This is a genomic window from Streptomyces sp. NPDC101118 (assembly GCF_044759445.1).
In the GTDB taxonomy this organism is placed as follows: Bacteria; Actinomycetota; Actinomycetes; order Streptomycetales; family Streptomycetaceae; genus Streptomyces.
In genome coordinates, this window is the sequence record NZ_JBIVZG010000019.1 from 113,476 (window position 1) to 128,619 (window position 15,144).

Sequence of the window (15,144 nt, forward strand, 5' to 3'; positions counted from 1 at the left end):
CGCCTCCCGGCCACCGGCCGACGGGACCCCCGGCCGACGGCGGCCGGCCCCCGGCACCTGACGGGCCGGAAGTACCGCAAAGCGCGGGCCCCGCTTACCGTTCTCAGTCATGAGCGCCGCCCCGGGAACCCTCCGCCGCACCGCCACGCACCCGTGGCGGCTCGGGCTGCCCCGCAGGGTCTTCTCCCAGGTGCTGCTGATGCAGCTGGCCGTCGCGGCCGGCGTGGCCGTCCTGGCCACCGGGCTCTTCCTGGCGCCGCTCGGCTCCCAGCTCGACGACCAGGCCATGCGCCGCGCACTGGCCATCGCCCAGAGCACCGCAGCCGACCCCGGGATCGCCGCCGCCGTCATCTCCGCGGCCCCCGCCCCCGACGGCCCGGTGCAGGAGGCCGCCGAGCGGATCCGCCGGGCCACCGGAGCCGAGTACGTCGTCGTGCTCGACCGGCAGGGCATCCGCCGCTCGCACCCGAGCCCGGAACGGATCGGCCGCCACGTGTCCACCGACCCCGCCCGCGCCCTGGCCGGCGAGGAGGTCATGGAGATCGACGACGGCACCCTGGGCCGCTCCGCCCGCGGCAAGGTCCCGCTGCGCGACGCCGACGGCGCGATCGTCGGCGCGGTCTCGGTGGGCATCGCGTACGAGGGCGTGCGCGACCAGCTGGTCGGCGCGATCCCCGGCCTCCTCGCCTATGCGGGCGGCGCGCTCGCGGCGGGCGCGCTCGCCGCGTACCTGATCTCCCGCCGGATCCAGCGGCAGACCCGTGACCTGGCGTTCTCCGACATCTCCGGTCTGCTGGCCGAGCGCGAGGCGGTGCTCCACTCGATCCGCGAGGGCGTCGTGGCGCTCGACCGCGACGGCCGGGTACGCCTGGTCAACGACGAGGCCCAGCGGCTGCTCGGCCTCGGACCCGACGCCACCGGCCGCTCCCTGGACGAGCTGCTCGGCTCCGGCCGCACCACCGACGTGCTCGCCGGCCGCGTCACGGGCACCGATCTGCTGGCCGTGAGCGGTCCCCGGGTCCTGGTGGCCAACCGGATGCCCACCGAGGACGGCGGGGCCGTGGCCACCCTGCGCGACCGCACCGAGCTGGAACGGCTGGGCCGGGAGCTGGACTCCACCCGGGGCCTGATCGACGCGCTCCGCGCCCAGGACCACGAACACGCCAACCGCCTGCACACCCTCCTCGGCCTGCTGGAGCTGGGCCTGCACGAGGAGGCGACCGCCTACATCACCGAGGTGTCCGGCGGGCACCGGGCGACGGCCGAGGAGATCACCGAGCGGGTCCGGGACCCGCTGCTGGCCGCGCTGCTGGTGGGCAAGGCCACGGTCGCGGCCGAGCGCGGCGTCTCCCTGCGGCTGGCGGAGAGGACGCTGCTGCCGGCCCGGCTGGTGGACCCCGGCGGGCTGGTGACCATCGTGGGGAACCTGGTGGACAACGCCCTCGACGCCCTGGCCGGCACCGCCGACGCCCGGGTGGAGGTGGAGCTGCTCGCCGAGGACACGACGGTCGTCCTGCGGGTCCGCGACACCGGTCCCGGTGTGCCGCCCGGCCGGCTGGAGGAGATCTTCACTGAGGGCTGGTCCACGAAGTCCCCGCAGTCGCACGGCGGCCGGCGGGGCCTCGGGCTGGCGATGGTACGGCGCCTCGCCGAGCGGCAGGGCGGCAGCGCCCGGGCCGCCGCGGCGGACGGCGGCGGCGCGGAGTTCTGCGTGGTGCTGCCGGAGGCCCTGCGGTGACCGGCGTGCCCGGAACCCCGGCCGGCACCCGGCGGGCCGGCGAGCCGGACGCGCCGATCGGCGTCCTGGTCGTGGACGACGACACCCGGGTCGCGCGGATCAACGCGGCGTACGTGGCCAAGGTGCCCGGCTTCCGCGTGGTCGGCGAGGCGCACAGCGCGGCCCGGGCCCGGGTGCTCATCGAGGACGGGCCCGTCGACCTGGTGCTGCTCGACCACTACCTGCCCGACGGGACCGGGCTCGACCTGGTGCGGGACCTGCGCCAGAGCGGCCACCACACCGACGTGATCATGGTGACGGCCGCCCGCGACCTGGCGACCGTGCAGTCCGCGATGCGGCTGGGGGCGCTCCAGTACCTCGTGAAGCCGTTCACCTTCGCGGGGCTGCGGGCCAAGCTGGAGGGGTACGCGGAGCTGCGGCGCAGCCTGGCGGGCGGCGGCGAGGCCGAACAGGCGGAGGTCGACCGCATCTTCGGCGCCCTCGCGACGGCCGCGGGACCCGTGGAACTGCCCAAGGGCCACTCGCCCACCACCGCGGAGCTGGTGCGGCAGGTGCTGATGGCCGCCGACGGCTCCCTGTCGGCGCAGGAGATCGCCGAGCGGGCGGGCCTCAGCCGCCAGACCGCCCAGCGGTACCTGAAGCTGCTGGAGCGCGGCGGCCGCGTACGCCTCAGCCTGCGCTACGGGGAGACCGGCCGGCCGGAGCACCGGTACGCGTGGCTGCCGGCGGGCCGGACGGGCGGGTGAGCGGGGCCGCGGGACTCAGACCGCCCCCGCTCCGGTGAGGGAGCGCACCTCGGTCTCCGCGTGCTTGGCCTCGTCCGGGACCTCGGGCGAGGTCACCGTGCCCAGCCAGCCCGCGAGGAAGCCGAGCGGGATGGAGACGAGGCCGGGGTTCTGCAGCGGGAAGAGCTGGAAGTCGACACCGGGGAAGAGCGCGTCGGGGCTCCCGGAGACGACGGGCGAGAGGACCACCAGCAGGACGGCCGGTACCAGTCCCCCGTACACGGACCAGACGGCACCCCGCGTGGTGAACCCGCGCCAGAACAGCGAGTAGAGCAGCACGGGCAGGTTCGCGGAGGCCGCCACGGCGAAGGCGAGGCCCACCAGGAAGGCGACGTTCAGGTCCTGGGCCAGCAGTCCGAGGCCGATGGCGGCGGCGCCGATTCCGACGGCGGCGATCCGGGCCACCGTGACCTCGCTGCGCTGCTTGGCCCGCCGCCGCTTGAGCGAGGCGTACAGGTCGTGCGCGACGGAGGCCGATGACGCCAGGGTGATGCCGGCGACCACGGCGAGGATGGTGGCGAAGGCGACCGCGGCCACGAAGGAGAACAGCACCGTGCCGCCCATGCCCTCGCCGCCCAGCAGCTTGGCGAGCAGCGGGATCGCGGTGTTGCCCGAGGCGCTGGAGGCCCGGACCGCGTCGGTGCCGACCAGGGCGGCGGCGCCGAAGCCGAGCACGATGGTCATCAGGTAGAAGCCGCCGATCAGACCGATGGCCCAGACGACGGAGCGGCGGGCGGCGCGGGCCGTGGGCACGGTGTAGAAGCGCGAGAGGATGTGCGGGAGTCCGGCGGTGCCGAGGACCAGGGCGAGGCCGAGGCTGAGGAAGTCGAAGCGGGCGGTCCAGTCGACGCCGTACTTCAGGCCCGGCTCCAGGAAGGCCCGGCCGTGGCCGCTGCGGTCGGCGGCGGTGAGCAGCAGCTCGTTGACGTTGCCGTGGAAGCGGACCAGGACGAGCAGGGTGAGCGCGATCGCGCCACCCATCAGCAGCACGGCCTTGACGATCTGGATCCAGGTGGTGGCCCGCATGCCGCCGAGCGACACGTAGATCACCATGAGGGCGCCGACGCCGACGACGGCCCAGGCGCGGGCCGCCCCGCTGGTGCTGCCGAGCAGCAGCGACACGAGACTGCCGGCGCCGACCATCTGGGCCACCAGGTAGAGCACGGAGACCGCGACGGACGAGGTGCCCGCGGCGATCCGCACGGGGCGTTCGCTCATCCGGGCGGCGACCACGTCGGCGAGGGTGAACCGGCCGCAGTTGCGAACCAGTTCGGCGATCAGGAAGAGCACGACGAGCCAGGCGACCAGGAAGCCCACGGAGTAGAGCAGTCCGTCGTAGCCGAAGAGGGCGATCAGGCCGGAGATGCCGAGGAAGGAGGCGGCGGACATGTAGTCGCCCGCGATGGCGAAACCGTTCTCCAGGGGAGAGAAGAGTCTTCCGCCGGCGTAGAACTCCTCGGCGGAGCCGTGGCGGTTGCGGCTGACCCAGGTGGTGATGCCGAGGGTGGCCGCGATGAAGAGGCTGAAGAGTACGAGTGCCAGCGCCCGCTCGCTCACCGTCCGGCCCCCCGGGTCCGCTCCTGGTCGCGGGCCTGCTCGAAGACGGTCCAGCGCAGGTCGAGTGCGGCGCGGTCCCGGCGGAGCCGAGCGTGGCGGGCGTACGCCCAGGTCAGCAGGAAGGTGGAGAGGAACTGCCCCAGTCCGGCGACCAGTGCCACGTTGACCGCTCCGGCCACGGGGCGGCCCATCAGGCCGGGTGCGGCGACGGCGGCGACGACGTACGCCACGTACCAGCCGAGGAAGGCGACACAGCCGGGGATGACGAACCGGCGGTAGCGGCTGCGCACTTCCTGGAAGGCGGCGCTGCGCTGGACCTCCAGGTAGATGTCCGCGGCTCCGGGGGCGCGGACCGCCCCGGCGGGCGAGGGGGCGGGGACGGCGCGGGGCTCCGGGCCGGCGTCCTGCTCGTCGCCTTCGCCCCAGCCGGAGGCCAGTGCGTCGTACCAGGGGTCGTCGAGCCGGATCGTTCCGGCATCGGGACCTTCGTGCTTGTCCACCGAACTCTCCTTGTCCGCCGCCGCATTGGCCGCGTGCGCACAAGGATGCGCGGAAGAGGTGGTTTCCGGACTGGTGTCCCGGTGCTCTTCACCCCATCAGGTGATGGGGTGAAGAGCGGACGGGATTCCGGAACGCCCGGATCAGGCGTCGATGCGGGACCGGTCGAGGGTGGCCGCGGAGCTGGTGATGAACTCCTTGCGGGGGGCCACCTCATTGCCCATCAGCAGGTCGAAGACCTGCTCCGCGGAATCCAGGTCGCCGATGTTGATCCGGCGCAGGGTGCGGTGGCGGGGGTCCATCGTCGTTTCCGCCAGCTGATCGGCGTCCATTTCGCCGAGGCCCTTGTAGCGCTGGATCGAGTCTTTGTACCGGATTCCCTTGCGCTGGTATTCGAGGAGGGTCTGGCGCAGTTCGTTGTCCGAGTACGTGTAGACGTACTTGTCCTGGCCCTTCCTCGGCTGGACCAGCTCGATGCGGTGCAGCGGCGGCACCGCGGCGAAGACGCGGCCGGCCTCGACCATCGGGCGCATGTAGCGCTGGAAGAGGGTGAGCAGCAGGCAGCGGATGTGCGCGCCGTCGACGTCGGCGTCGACGAGCAGCACGATCTTGCCGTACCGGGCGGCGTCGATGTCGAAGGTGCGGCCGGAGCCGGCCCCTATGACCTGGATGATCGCGCCGCACTCGGCGTTCTTGAGCATGTCGGAGACCGACGACTTCTGGACGTTCAGGATCTTGCCGCGGATGGGCAGGAGGGCCTGGAACTCAGAGTTCCGCGCGAGCTTGGCGGTGCCGAGGGCCGAGTCTCCCTCGACGATGAAGAGCTCGCTGCGGTCGACGTCGTCGCTGCGGCAGTCGGCCAGCTTGGCGGGGAGCGAGGACGACTCCAGCGCGGTCTTCCGGCGCTGGGCCTCCTTGTGCTGGCGGGCCGCGATCCTGGTGCGGGCGGCCGCGACGATCTTCTCCATCACGGCGCGGGCCTGCTGCTTGTCGTCCCGCTTGGTGGAGGTCAGGAACGCCTTGAGCTCCTTGGCGACCACGGCGGCGACGATCCGGGCGGCCGCGGAGGTGCCCAGCACCTCCTTGGTCTGGCCCTCGAACTGCGGCTCGGCGAGGCGGACGGTGACGACCGCCGTCATGCCCTCCATGGCGTCGTCCTTGACGACGTCGTCCTCGGCGACGCGGAGCAGCTTGGCTGCGCGGAGCACCTCGTTCACCGTCTTGGTGACCGAGCGCTCGAATCCGGACACGTGGGTGCCGCCCTTGGGGGTGGCGATGATGTTCACGAAGGACCGGACCGTGCTGTCGTACCCGGTGCCCCAGCGGAGCGCGATGTCGACGCCCAGCTCACGGGTGACCTCGGTGGGGGTCATGTGGCCGCGGTCGTCGAGGACCGGGACGGTCTCCTTGAAGGTGCCCTGTCCGGTGAGGCGCAGCACGTCGCAGACGGCCTTGTCCTCGGCGAGGTAGTCGCAGAACTCGCTGATGCCGCCGTCGTAGCGGAACGTCTCCTCGGTCTTGCCGGCGCCGTCGACCGCGCGCTCGTCCCGGACGACGATGGTCAGTCCGGGGACGAGGAAGGCGGTCTGGCGGGCACGCTGGTACAGCGTCTCCAGGGAGAGCTTGGCGTCCTTGAGGAAGATCTGCCGGTCGGCCCAGTACCGCACCCGGGTGCCGGTGCGGGTCTTCGGCACCCGCTTGCCCTTGAGCAGGCCGTTCGCCGGGTCGAAGGGGGCGTCGGGGCCCTGTTCGGTGAACATGCCGGGGACGCCGCGGCGGAAGCTGATGGCGTGGGTGGCGCCGTTCCGGTCGACCTCGACGTCCAGGCGGGCGGAGAGGGCGTTGACGACGGAGGCGCCGACGCCGTGCAGACCGCCGGAGGCCGCGTACGAGCCGCCGCCGAACTTGCCGCCCGCGTGGAGCTTGGTCATGACGACCTCGACGCCGGACAGCCCGGTCTTGGGCTCGACGTCGACGGGGATGCCGCGGCCGTTGTCCTTGACCTCGACGGAGCCGTCTTCGTACAGGACGACCTCGATGTGGTCGCAGTAGCCGCCCAGGGCCTCGTCGACGGAGTTGTCGATGATCTCCCAGAGGCAGTGCATCAGGCCGCGGCTGTCGGTCGACCCGATGTACATGCCGGGACGCTTGCGGACTGCTTCGAGGCCTTCGAGGACGAGCAGGTGCCGCGCGGTGTAATTGGAACCGTCCCGGTCTGCTCCGGTCAGCAGCGCGCTGGAAGGCACGGACGTGTCGGCGGTCACGCAGTTCGCTCCTCGCTGAATTTCTTTTCTGGCCCGGTCGGGCGCAGCCCTGGCTCACTAGCCGGTCTGAGGGTACCGAGGCCTGGTAGAGCCGATGCAACGCCACCCTCGTGGTTCTCCAGCCTAGTGCAGACTCGTATGGATGTTCGATCCCTCGTAGGAGTGAAGGAAACATCACGTTCCCTTCCAGGCATGAACCATTTAGGGTTCGGGCACGTCCTCATGAACAACCGGCAAGACCGCCGGAGGTGGACGGACCCGCTCGGCATCGAGGCCGGGCAACGACCAACAACGCGAAACCGTAAAGCAACGCAATACGGCTCCTTCGCCGCCAACCGGCAGCAGCCGACCAGCTTCGGGAAGGAAGTTTCGAGGAAAAGCCGAGGGCGGGAACGTTTTCGGCCTGGTTGGATGTTGACCCTGGTACGACAGCTCGTCGAGCTAGAGAAGAGGCGACGTGACTACTGTTCTGACCCCCGCGACCCCGCTGACGGCCGCTGACCGATGCGACCGTTGCGGCGCCCAGGCATATCTGCGCGTCGTCCTGATGAGCGGCGGTGAACTGCTCTTCTGCGCCCACCACGGGCGTAAGTTCGAGCCGGAACTCAAGAAGATCGCCGCGGAAATACAGGATGAGACTGAGCGGCTGACGGCCGTCCCGGCCAGCGCCGACACCGAGGAACGCTGACCCTCCCATCCCGACGAGCACGACCGGTCCCGGACCGGCCGACGGGCGGCACCCCTGAGAACCAGGGTGGCCGCCCGTCCTCGTGTCCGCGGCCGGCCGGGGCAGCACCCGTGACGGCCCGGCCGCACCGCGTCACCTCCCGCGGCCCCCCTTCGGCGCCGCCAGCAGTTCGAGCACCGGCGCGATCCGCGTGTAGACCCCGGGACTGTCCGAGCGGCCGCAGCCGCGCCCCCAGGACACCAGCCCGATGAGCCTGCCCTGAGCCACCAGCGGACCGCCGCTGTCCCCCTGGCAGGCGTCCCTGCCCCCTTCGCGGTGCCCCGCACAGACCATCGTCGCGCGTGTGTACCGGCCGGCCGAGTCGCCGGGGTAGGCCTCCTCGCACGTCTCGTCCGGCAGCACCGCCACGCGCGCCGCGCGCAGCCCGGACGCGTAGTCGCCGTACCCGCTCGTGTCCCCCCAGCCGTATACGGTCGCCTCGGCCCCGGCGGCGTAGCCGGGGTGCCCGGCACCGGCCATCGGGAGTACGTACCGCGCCGGGAGCTCCTCGGCGAGGGTCAGTACCGCGAAGTCCCCCGAGTTCGTGACCGGGTCGTAGGCGGGGTTGGTCCAGGCGCCCCGTACGGCGATCTCGTGGCCGTCGGCGGCGAGGAGGTGCGTACGGCCGGCGATCACCCGGAAGTCGCGCACCGACTCGACGGGGCCGCCCAGCACCGCCCGGCCGAGGCAGTGGGCCGCCGTGAGCACCGCCGTGGGGGCGATCACCACACCCCCGCAGAACTGGCCCGCCCGCGTACGGCCGAACCGGTCACGGCTGGACAGCGCCACCACCCAGGGGCTGTCGCCCGCCCGGACCGCCTTGCCTCCGATGACGACGCCGTCGGCACGGGCGGAAGGGGCCTGGGCCAGGGGCGCCACGGCCGTCCCGGCCAGCAGGGTCAGCGCTCCCGCCAGGGCTCGGGCAAAGGAACGTCGCATGGGGCCTCCTGACTCCGGGTGTGCGTTGCTCCACTCAGAGTGGGCCGCCCTCCCCCGCCGCGCACGGCGAAGGCCCGCGGTCCCCGAGGGGGCCGCGGGCCTTCGTGCGTACCGCCGGTGCGACTAGTCGAGGTAGTCGCGCAGCACCTGGGAGCGGGACGGGTGGCGCAGCTTCGACATCGTCTTGGACTCGATCTGCCGGATGCGCTCGCGCGTGACGCCGTAGACCTTGCCGATCTCGTCGAGGGTCTTCGGCTGGCCGTCGGTGAGGCCGAAGCGCATCGAGACGACGCCCGCCTCGCGCTCGCTCAGCGTGTCGAGCACCGAGTGCAGCTGCTCCTGGAGCAGCGTGAACGAGACCGCGTCGGCCGGGACGACCGCCTCGGAGTCCTCGATGAGGTCACCGAACTCGCTGTCGCCGTCCTCGCCGAGCGGGGTGTGCAGGGAGATCGGCTCGCGGCCGTACTTCTGGACCTCGATGACCTTCTCGGGGGTCATGTCGAGTTCCTTGGCCAGCTCCTCCGGGGTGGGCTCGCGGCCCAGGTCCTGGAGCATCTGGCGCTGCACGCGGGCGAGCTTGTTGATGACCTCGACCATGTGCACCGGGATGCGGATGGTGCGGGCCTGGTCGGCCATGGCGCGGGTGATCGCCTGCCGGATCCACCAGGTCGCGTAGGTGGAGAACTTGTAGCCCTTGGTGTAGTCGAACTTCTCGACCGCGCGGATCAGGCCCAGGTTGCCCTCCTGGATCAGGTCCAGGAAGAGCATGCCGCGGCCGGTGTAGCGCTTGGCGAGGGAGACCACGAGGCGGAGGTTGGCCTCCAGCAGGTGGTTCTTCGCCCGGCGGCCGTCCTCGGCGATGATCTCCAGTTCGCGCTTGAGCTTGGGCGCGAGCTTGTCCGAGTTGGCCAGCTTGTCCTCGGCGAACAGGCCCGCCTCGATGCGCTTGGCCAGCTCGACCTCCTGCTCGGCGTTGAGCAGGGGGACCTTGCCGATCTGCTTGAGGTAGTCCTTGACCGGGTCGGCCGTGGCTCCGGCGACGGCGACCTGCTGGGCCGGCGCGTCGTCCTCGTCATCGTCGGAGAGCACGAAGCCCTTGGCCTCGCCGCTCTCCTCCTCTTCCTCGGCCCCGCCCTTGGCGCCGGGGCCCTCCTCCAGCGGCTCTTCCTCGGAGGCCTCGTCGTCCTTCTTCGCGGCGGTCTTCTTGGCCGCGGTCTTCTTCGCCGCGGTCTTCTTGGCCGGCGCGGCCTTCTTCGCGGCCGCCTTCTTGGCCACGGCCTTCTTGGCGGGCACGGGCTCGGTCTCGTCGGCAGGAGCGTCCACGTCCACCGTCCCGGCCTCCGGCTCCGCGGGGGCCTCGACCTTCGGGGCCGCGGTCTTCGCGGCCACGGTCTTGGTGGCCGTGCGCTTGGCGGGAGTCTTCGCTGCGACGCTCTTGCGGGGGGTGCGCTTGGGCGACTCCGCGGCACTGACCATCAGCGTCACACCCTCTTCCTCGAGGATCTGATTGAGGCTGCGCAAGACATTCTTCCACTGGGTCGGCGGAATCTGGTCAGCCTCGAAGGCCCGACGCACGTCATCGCCGGCGATCTGCCCCTCAGCCTTTCCCCGCTCGATGAGCGCCATCACAGACTCGGACTCGGAGATCTCCGGGGGGAGCGTACGGGATGTGCTGGCCGACACGAACAACCTCTCGGAACGAAGGGAACGGCTTCCGGCCCCCGTCCTGGTGCTGGACCGGAGCCGACGACCACCGGCTGGGAAGGTCCGGCGGCGCGGGCAGCGACCGGGGAGCTGCACAGCGCCCTGAGAGGCTGCTGTATTCCCTCCGTCGGCCATCACCTCTTAGGTCATCGCGTGACCTCGCGGAGCGTTACGCCCAATCTTCGTGGCCCGAGTCACACCCCGTTTGATCCGAAAACGGTTTGGACGGTCGTTCTGCGGGTTCTGCACGCACCCGCACACCCGTGTCGCCGGACCCGTCGGGGTCCGGCGACACGCGGTCCACGGGTACTGGCGGGAGGCCGTCCGGGGGGTCGCCGGGAGTCCCGTCCGGGGCGTTCCCGGGTCGTCGTCGCCGTCAGTGCTCGCGCGGGGCGGGGACGACGCGCTCCACCTCCGGATGCACCGTCAGCAGCTGGCGCATGGCGTTCTCGGCCGCCTGGGAGTCGCCGGAGGCGAGGGCGTCGACGATCCGGGCGTGGTGGGCCACCGAGGTCTCGCTGGGGCGGTCGCAGGCGGTGGCGGGGCTGCCGGAGACCTGGAGGGCCGCCGAGACGATCCCGGAGAGGTGCTCCAGCATGCGGTTGCCGGCGACCTGGATCAGCAGCGCGTGGAACTCGTTGTCGGCGCGCGAGAAGGTGATCGCGTCGCCCTGGCCGAGGGCGTGGCTCATGATCTCGACCATGTCGGACAGTCGCTGCTGGATGTCCTGCCGGCCGTGGCCGGCCGCCAGCCGCGCCGCGAGGGGCTCGATCGTCCAGCGGAGCTCGTTCAGCTCGCGGCGCTGGTCGTCGCGCTGCGGGCCGAAGGCGCGCCACTCGATGATGTCGGGGTCGAGGAGGTTCCAGTCGCTGACCGGACGGACCCGGGTGCCGACGTTGGGACGGGCGCTGACGAGGCCCTTGGCCTCCAGGACCCGGAGGGACTCCCGGACGACCGTGCGGGAGACCTCGAAGCGCTGGCCGATCTCCTCGGGGACGAGCGGGCGGTCCGCGCCGAGGTCGCCGGAGACGATCATCTGGCCGAGCTGCTGGACGAGTTGGCCGTGCAGGCCACGGCCGCGGCTGCCCGCGGCGCGGCGGCCGACCCGGCTCAACTCGACGTCGGAACCGTCCCAGTGGGGGGTGCCGACGCGGTCGGTGCCGGGGGCCTCCGCGTAGGGGTAGCGGTCGAGTTCGCCCGGTCCTGCGAGGCCTGATTCGGCATGGCGGGCGGCGGTCATCATGGTGTGCGCAAGGGTACTCACGAATCCTTTGTCGGCGCGGCTTCCACGACCCTTGAGGTCTTTGGTGAAAAGCACACGAAAGGGTGATCAGCGCCACCTGCGCAATTGACGCCTTATCGTAAAGAACCGGGCCTTTTGGGGGGAGTTGCGGTCTGCCCGGCCGGTTGCGGTCGCTCCATGATCCAAAGCGATCACCAACGCACCCGACTGCGAAGTCCCGTGAACCCGTACGCACACATGAGGACCGTCAGGGACAACACCAGCGCGGTGCCGACGGGTTGGGCCATCACCCGCAGGGCCCCCATGACCAGCCGGTCGGCCTCCGGCGGCCACTGCGCCCAGGCGAGGCCGCGCAGCCGGGCGGAGAGCCCGGCCACCGGGTACGCGGAGGGGCCGTCGAACACCTTGCGGACCAGCGGCACGACCAGCACCGGTACGGCGAGCACGGCGGCCACTCCGGCGGTAGCTGACCGGAACACCCCGGAGGCGAGCACCCCGGCCCAGGCACAGCCGACCAGCAGGCCGGCCCAACTGACGGCGGGCGACAGCCAGTCGGCCGGCGTGCTGATCAGGTCGGTGTCGAAGACGAGCCGCAGGGCGGCGGCGTCGGCCGTGACGGCGAGCCCGCCCAGGACCACGGCCAGACCCGCGGAGACGCCGAGCTTGGCCAGGAGCAGGCCTAGTCGCCTGGGTACCGTGCCGCGGTCGGCCGCGAGCGCGGGGAAGCGGTACTCCTCCCCGAAGGCCAGGGCGCCGAGCAGCCCGGCGGCGAGCGCGGCGGGGGGCAACGGCAGGTACGAGGGCCAGGCGGCCAGGAGCCGGGTCTGCGGGACGTGGCCGCCGCGGGCCAGGAGGAGGGTGATCAGCACGGACAGGACGGTGGCGGCTCCGGTGACGACGGGCACGACGGCGGTGCCGAAGGCGCGGCGCAGCTCGTAGCGCCAGGGCCGCAGCGGCCCGCCGATCCGCCGGACGGCGGACACGGGCGCCCCGGTCCGCGCGTGCCGCGGCCCGCCCGCGGAGTACCGCCCCTGCCCGGGCACGCCCTGAGCCCCACGGCTCCCTTGCCGGTCCGCGTCGGCCACGGGCGCGGGTTCGCCGCCGGTGCGCAGCCCAGCAGCGGCATCGGCGGACTGCGCCCGGCCGGGGCGCGGGTGGCCCTCGGCATCCGAGCCCGGGGCAGCATCCCGCCCGGCCCGAGGCTGAGTGCCCACCTCCGTCCCCGAGTCCCGCACCCGGACGGGCACGGGGTCGCCGTCGGCGTCCGCCCAGGGGTCCGTCGCCAGGACAGCCCGCGGCTGAGCGCCGGCGTCCGCCCCGGAGGCCCGCACCCGGACGGGCAGGGGGTCAGAGTCGGGATCCGACCCCGCCCCGGGAAGCTGGACCGGCAGGGGGTGGGTGTCGGCGCCCGACCCTGACCCGGTGGGCAGAACAGACCCAGGGTGGGCGCCGGCGCCTGGCCCGTGGGCAGGCACCCGGACCGTCGGAGGGTGGGTGTCGGCATCCGTCCCCGAGCCCGTCACCAGGACAGGCCGGGACTCGGCATCCGACACCGCCCCGGGCGCCCGGACGGAGCGAGGGTGGGTGTCGGTACCCGGCCCCGAGCCGGGCACCCGGACGGGCTGAGTGTCAGCGCCGGCGTCCAGCCCCGGCTCGGGCACCCGGACAGGCAGGGGCTCGGCGCCGGTCTCGGCCTCCGGCACGGCAGTCCAGGCAGGCTCGCGGTCAACGGCTGCGTACGTCCCGCGTGTGGCGGGCCCGCCACCGTCCGCCACGAGGTTCCGGCGGTCAGCGGCTGTATCCGACCCCGACCCGGGTGCTCCCACCTCCCCGTGCTGACGGGGGGCGCCGGCCGCGGGCGCGGCCGCCCGGAGTGGCCTCGGGTCACCAGCCCCGTCGTCGTCCGCCCCGGACTCGGCAGCCCGGTGCGACCCCCGGTCGCCGGCTCCCGGGCCCGCAGCGCGAACGGGGCCACTCCCGGCACCAGGGTCGGTCCCGGAAGCGGAAGCTCCGACCTGCACGTGCCGCTTGGCGTTGTCCGCCCCGGTCTCGGCGGCCCGCCCCGAGCCACGGTCGCCGGCCCCCGGGTCCGCAACGCGAACGGGCCTGCTCCCGGAGCCCACGAGGAACCCGCCGTCAGGGCCATGGACGGTCACCGGCTCTGCGGCCCGGCCAGGCTCGGGGTGGTGGACGGAGTAACCCCCGGGCTCGGAAGCCCGGACGGACCCCCAGCCACCGGCCCCAGGGGCGGCGACCCCGAGAGACCCGGCCCGGCCCTGAGTTCCAGGATCCGGATCCGCCTCCGTCCCCCGACTGGACCCGCGGTGAATGCCGGAGTCGGACTCCGGGACGGCGGCCCGGACGGGCCTGGCGCCAGGCGCGACCGGCGGTACGAGGCCGGCACCCGAGCGTGCGGGGTCGGCGGCACCTTCGGCGGCCGGGACGGCCGTGCCACCCGTTCCGGGAGCCCGCACGGCACCCAGCCCGTCACCCTGCCCGGGAGCGGGCACGGTGCCCGCTCCGGGAACCGGAACCGGAACCGGGCCCGCGCCATGCCCCTGCCCGGTCGCGAGGCCCTGAGCGGCCCCCTGACCGGCGACCGGCATGGTGCTCGACGCCCGGGCGGTGCCGGAGCCGGGGGCGGGGCCCGTACCCGGGCCGGGCACGGGGCCCTGCGCGCCCCCCGCGGCGGAATGCGGTGCCGAGGCGTCCGCTGTCGCGGAGGCCGGCAGCGGGCCGGCCGCCGGCGTGGGGCGGGCGGACGGGTGGTCGCGGGTCGGGGTGGGGCGGGGGAACGTGGGGCCGGAGTCGCCCGTTTCGTCGGCGAGCTGGTGGACCAGGACGCCGTGCCGGAAGGCGGTTTCGCCCACCTCCGCGCAGCTGCTGCCGTAGACCGACAGTCGGCTGCCGCTCTCCTCCACGATCTCCACGGACTTCTGCGCGGCCCGGGCCTCCCGGCCCAGCAGCGCGGCGAGCCGGGCCGCGTGCGGGGTGCGCACGGCCACCCGCGGCCGCAGCCGGGTGCGGGCGAAGTCCGCGGCCTCCTGGTCGGCGACCAGCCGCCCGCCCGCGATGCTCACGACGCGGTCCGCGCTGCGGGCCGCCTCCTTGGCGTCGCTGGTGGTGAACAGCACCGCGCCGCCCAGCTCCGCGTGCCCCCGCAGCAGCCGGTACAGCCAGCTCTGGTCCCGCGGGGAGAGCCCGGCGGAGGGCTCGTCGAGCAGCAGGGTGCACGGATCGGCGAGCAGCGCGGCCGCCAGGCCCACCCGTCGGTCCATCCCGAGGGACAGGGAGCCGAGCCGCTGGTCTCGCAGCCCCGAGATGCCGACGACCTCCAGCATCGTGTCGGCGCGGGAGGCCGGTACGCCCACCGCCGCGCACAGCATCCGCAGCTGTCCGCGGACCGTGCGCGCCGGATGACCGGGCACGTCACCGAGCAGGACGCCGACCTCGCGGGCCGGATGCGGGATCCGGTGCAGGGGCCGGCCACGGAAGTAGGTGACGCCGCGGCCCGGTTCGAGCTCCAGCATCAGCCGGAGCGCCGTGGTCTTGCCCGCTCCCGGCTCGCCGAGGAGGGCGGTCACCCGGCCCGGGCACGCCTCGAAGGTGAGGTCGTCCACGGCGGGCGGGAGGTCTTTGCGGGGGGCACTGGTGAGTCCGATGGCCTGGAGCATCGCTTCTCTCGCGGG

The 15,144-nt window shown here is 73.2% G+C and carries 10 protein-coding genes; 3 read left to right on the forward strand and 7 right to left on the reverse strand.

Annotated features, from left to right (window positions below):
• Positions 1-109: 109 nt before the first annotated feature.
• On the forward strand, positions 110-1,738 hold the full coding sequence (locus ACIQUQ_RS27000; protein ID WP_403980681.1) for an ATP-binding protein: 1,629 nt from the start codon (positions 110-112) through the stop codon (positions 1,736-1,738).
• Between the two features lie 5 nt (positions 1,739-1,743).
• On the forward strand, positions 1,744-2,484 hold the full coding sequence (locus ACIQUQ_RS27005; RefSeq protein WP_403980684.1) for a response regulator: 741 nt from the start codon (positions 1,744-1,746) through the stop codon (positions 2,482-2,484).
• Positions 2,485-2,499: 15 nt separating this feature from the next.
• On the opposite strand, the gene ACIQUQ_RS27010 is transcribed toward ACIQUQ_RS27005, so the two are convergent.
• From ACIQUQ_RS27010 to ACIQUQ_RS27020, 3 genes are all read right to left on the reverse strand, one after another.
• Positions 2,500-4,080 carry a cation acetate symporter gene (locus tag ACIQUQ_RS27010; protein WP_403980687.1) on the reverse strand — a complete coding sequence of 527 codons (1,581 nt, stop codon included), beginning with the start codon at positions 4,078-4,080 and terminating at the stop codon, positions 2,500-2,502.
• A complete protein-coding gene (locus ACIQUQ_RS27015) occupies positions 4,077-4,580 on the reverse strand; it encodes a DUF485 domain-containing protein (RefSeq protein WP_403980690.1) in 504 nt (167 codons plus the stop codon). Before ACIQUQ_RS27015 ends, ACIQUQ_RS27010 begins: the two co-directional genes overlap by 4 nt.
• A gap of 141 nt (positions 4,581-4,721) precedes the next feature.
• Positions 4,722-6,842 carry a type IIA DNA topoisomerase subunit B gene (locus tag ACIQUQ_RS27020; RefSeq protein WP_403980693.1) on the reverse strand — a complete coding sequence of 707 codons (2,121 nt, stop codon included), beginning with the start codon at positions 6,840-6,842 and terminating at the stop codon, positions 4,722-4,724.
• A gap of 457 nt (positions 6,843-7,299) precedes the next feature.
• Between ACIQUQ_RS27020 and ACIQUQ_RS27025 the strand changes: the two genes are divergently transcribed.
• Positions 7,300-7,530, forward strand: a complete 231-nt coding sequence (locus ACIQUQ_RS27025; protein WP_403665404.1) for a hypothetical protein — start codon at positions 7,300-7,302, stop codon at positions 7,528-7,530.
• A 132-nt stretch (positions 7,531-7,662) separates the two neighbouring features.
• Here ACIQUQ_RS27025 and ACIQUQ_RS27030 read toward each other — a convergent pair whose 3' ends face one another.
• The 4 genes from ACIQUQ_RS27030 to ACIQUQ_RS27045 all read right to left on the reverse strand — a co-directional run bounded on the left by ACIQUQ_RS27030 (position 7,663) and on the right by ACIQUQ_RS27045 (position 15,129).
• On the reverse strand, positions 7,663-8,508 hold the full coding sequence (locus ACIQUQ_RS27030; RefSeq protein ID WP_403980696.1) for a S1 family serine peptidase: 846 nt from the start codon (positions 8,506-8,508) through the stop codon (positions 7,663-7,665).
• Between the two features lie 123 nt (positions 8,509-8,631).
• A complete protein-coding gene (locus ACIQUQ_RS27035) occupies positions 8,632-10,197 on the reverse strand; it encodes an RNA polymerase sigma factor (protein ID WP_403980699.1) in 1,566 nt (521 codons plus the stop codon).
• A gap of 391 nt (positions 10,198-10,588) precedes the next feature.
• Positions 10,589-11,476, reverse strand: a complete 888-nt coding sequence (locus ACIQUQ_RS27040) for a FadR/GntR family transcriptional regulator (protein WP_403980702.1) — start codon at positions 11,474-11,476, stop codon at positions 10,589-10,591.
• Between the two features lie 170 nt (positions 11,477-11,646).
• Positions 11,647-15,129 (reverse strand): ATP-binding cassette domain-containing protein, encoded by a 3,483-nt coding sequence (locus ACIQUQ_RS27045; RefSeq protein WP_403980793.1) that lies wholly within the window; start codon positions 15,127-15,129, stop codon positions 11,647-11,649.
• Positions 15,130-15,144: the final 15 nt, after the last annotated feature.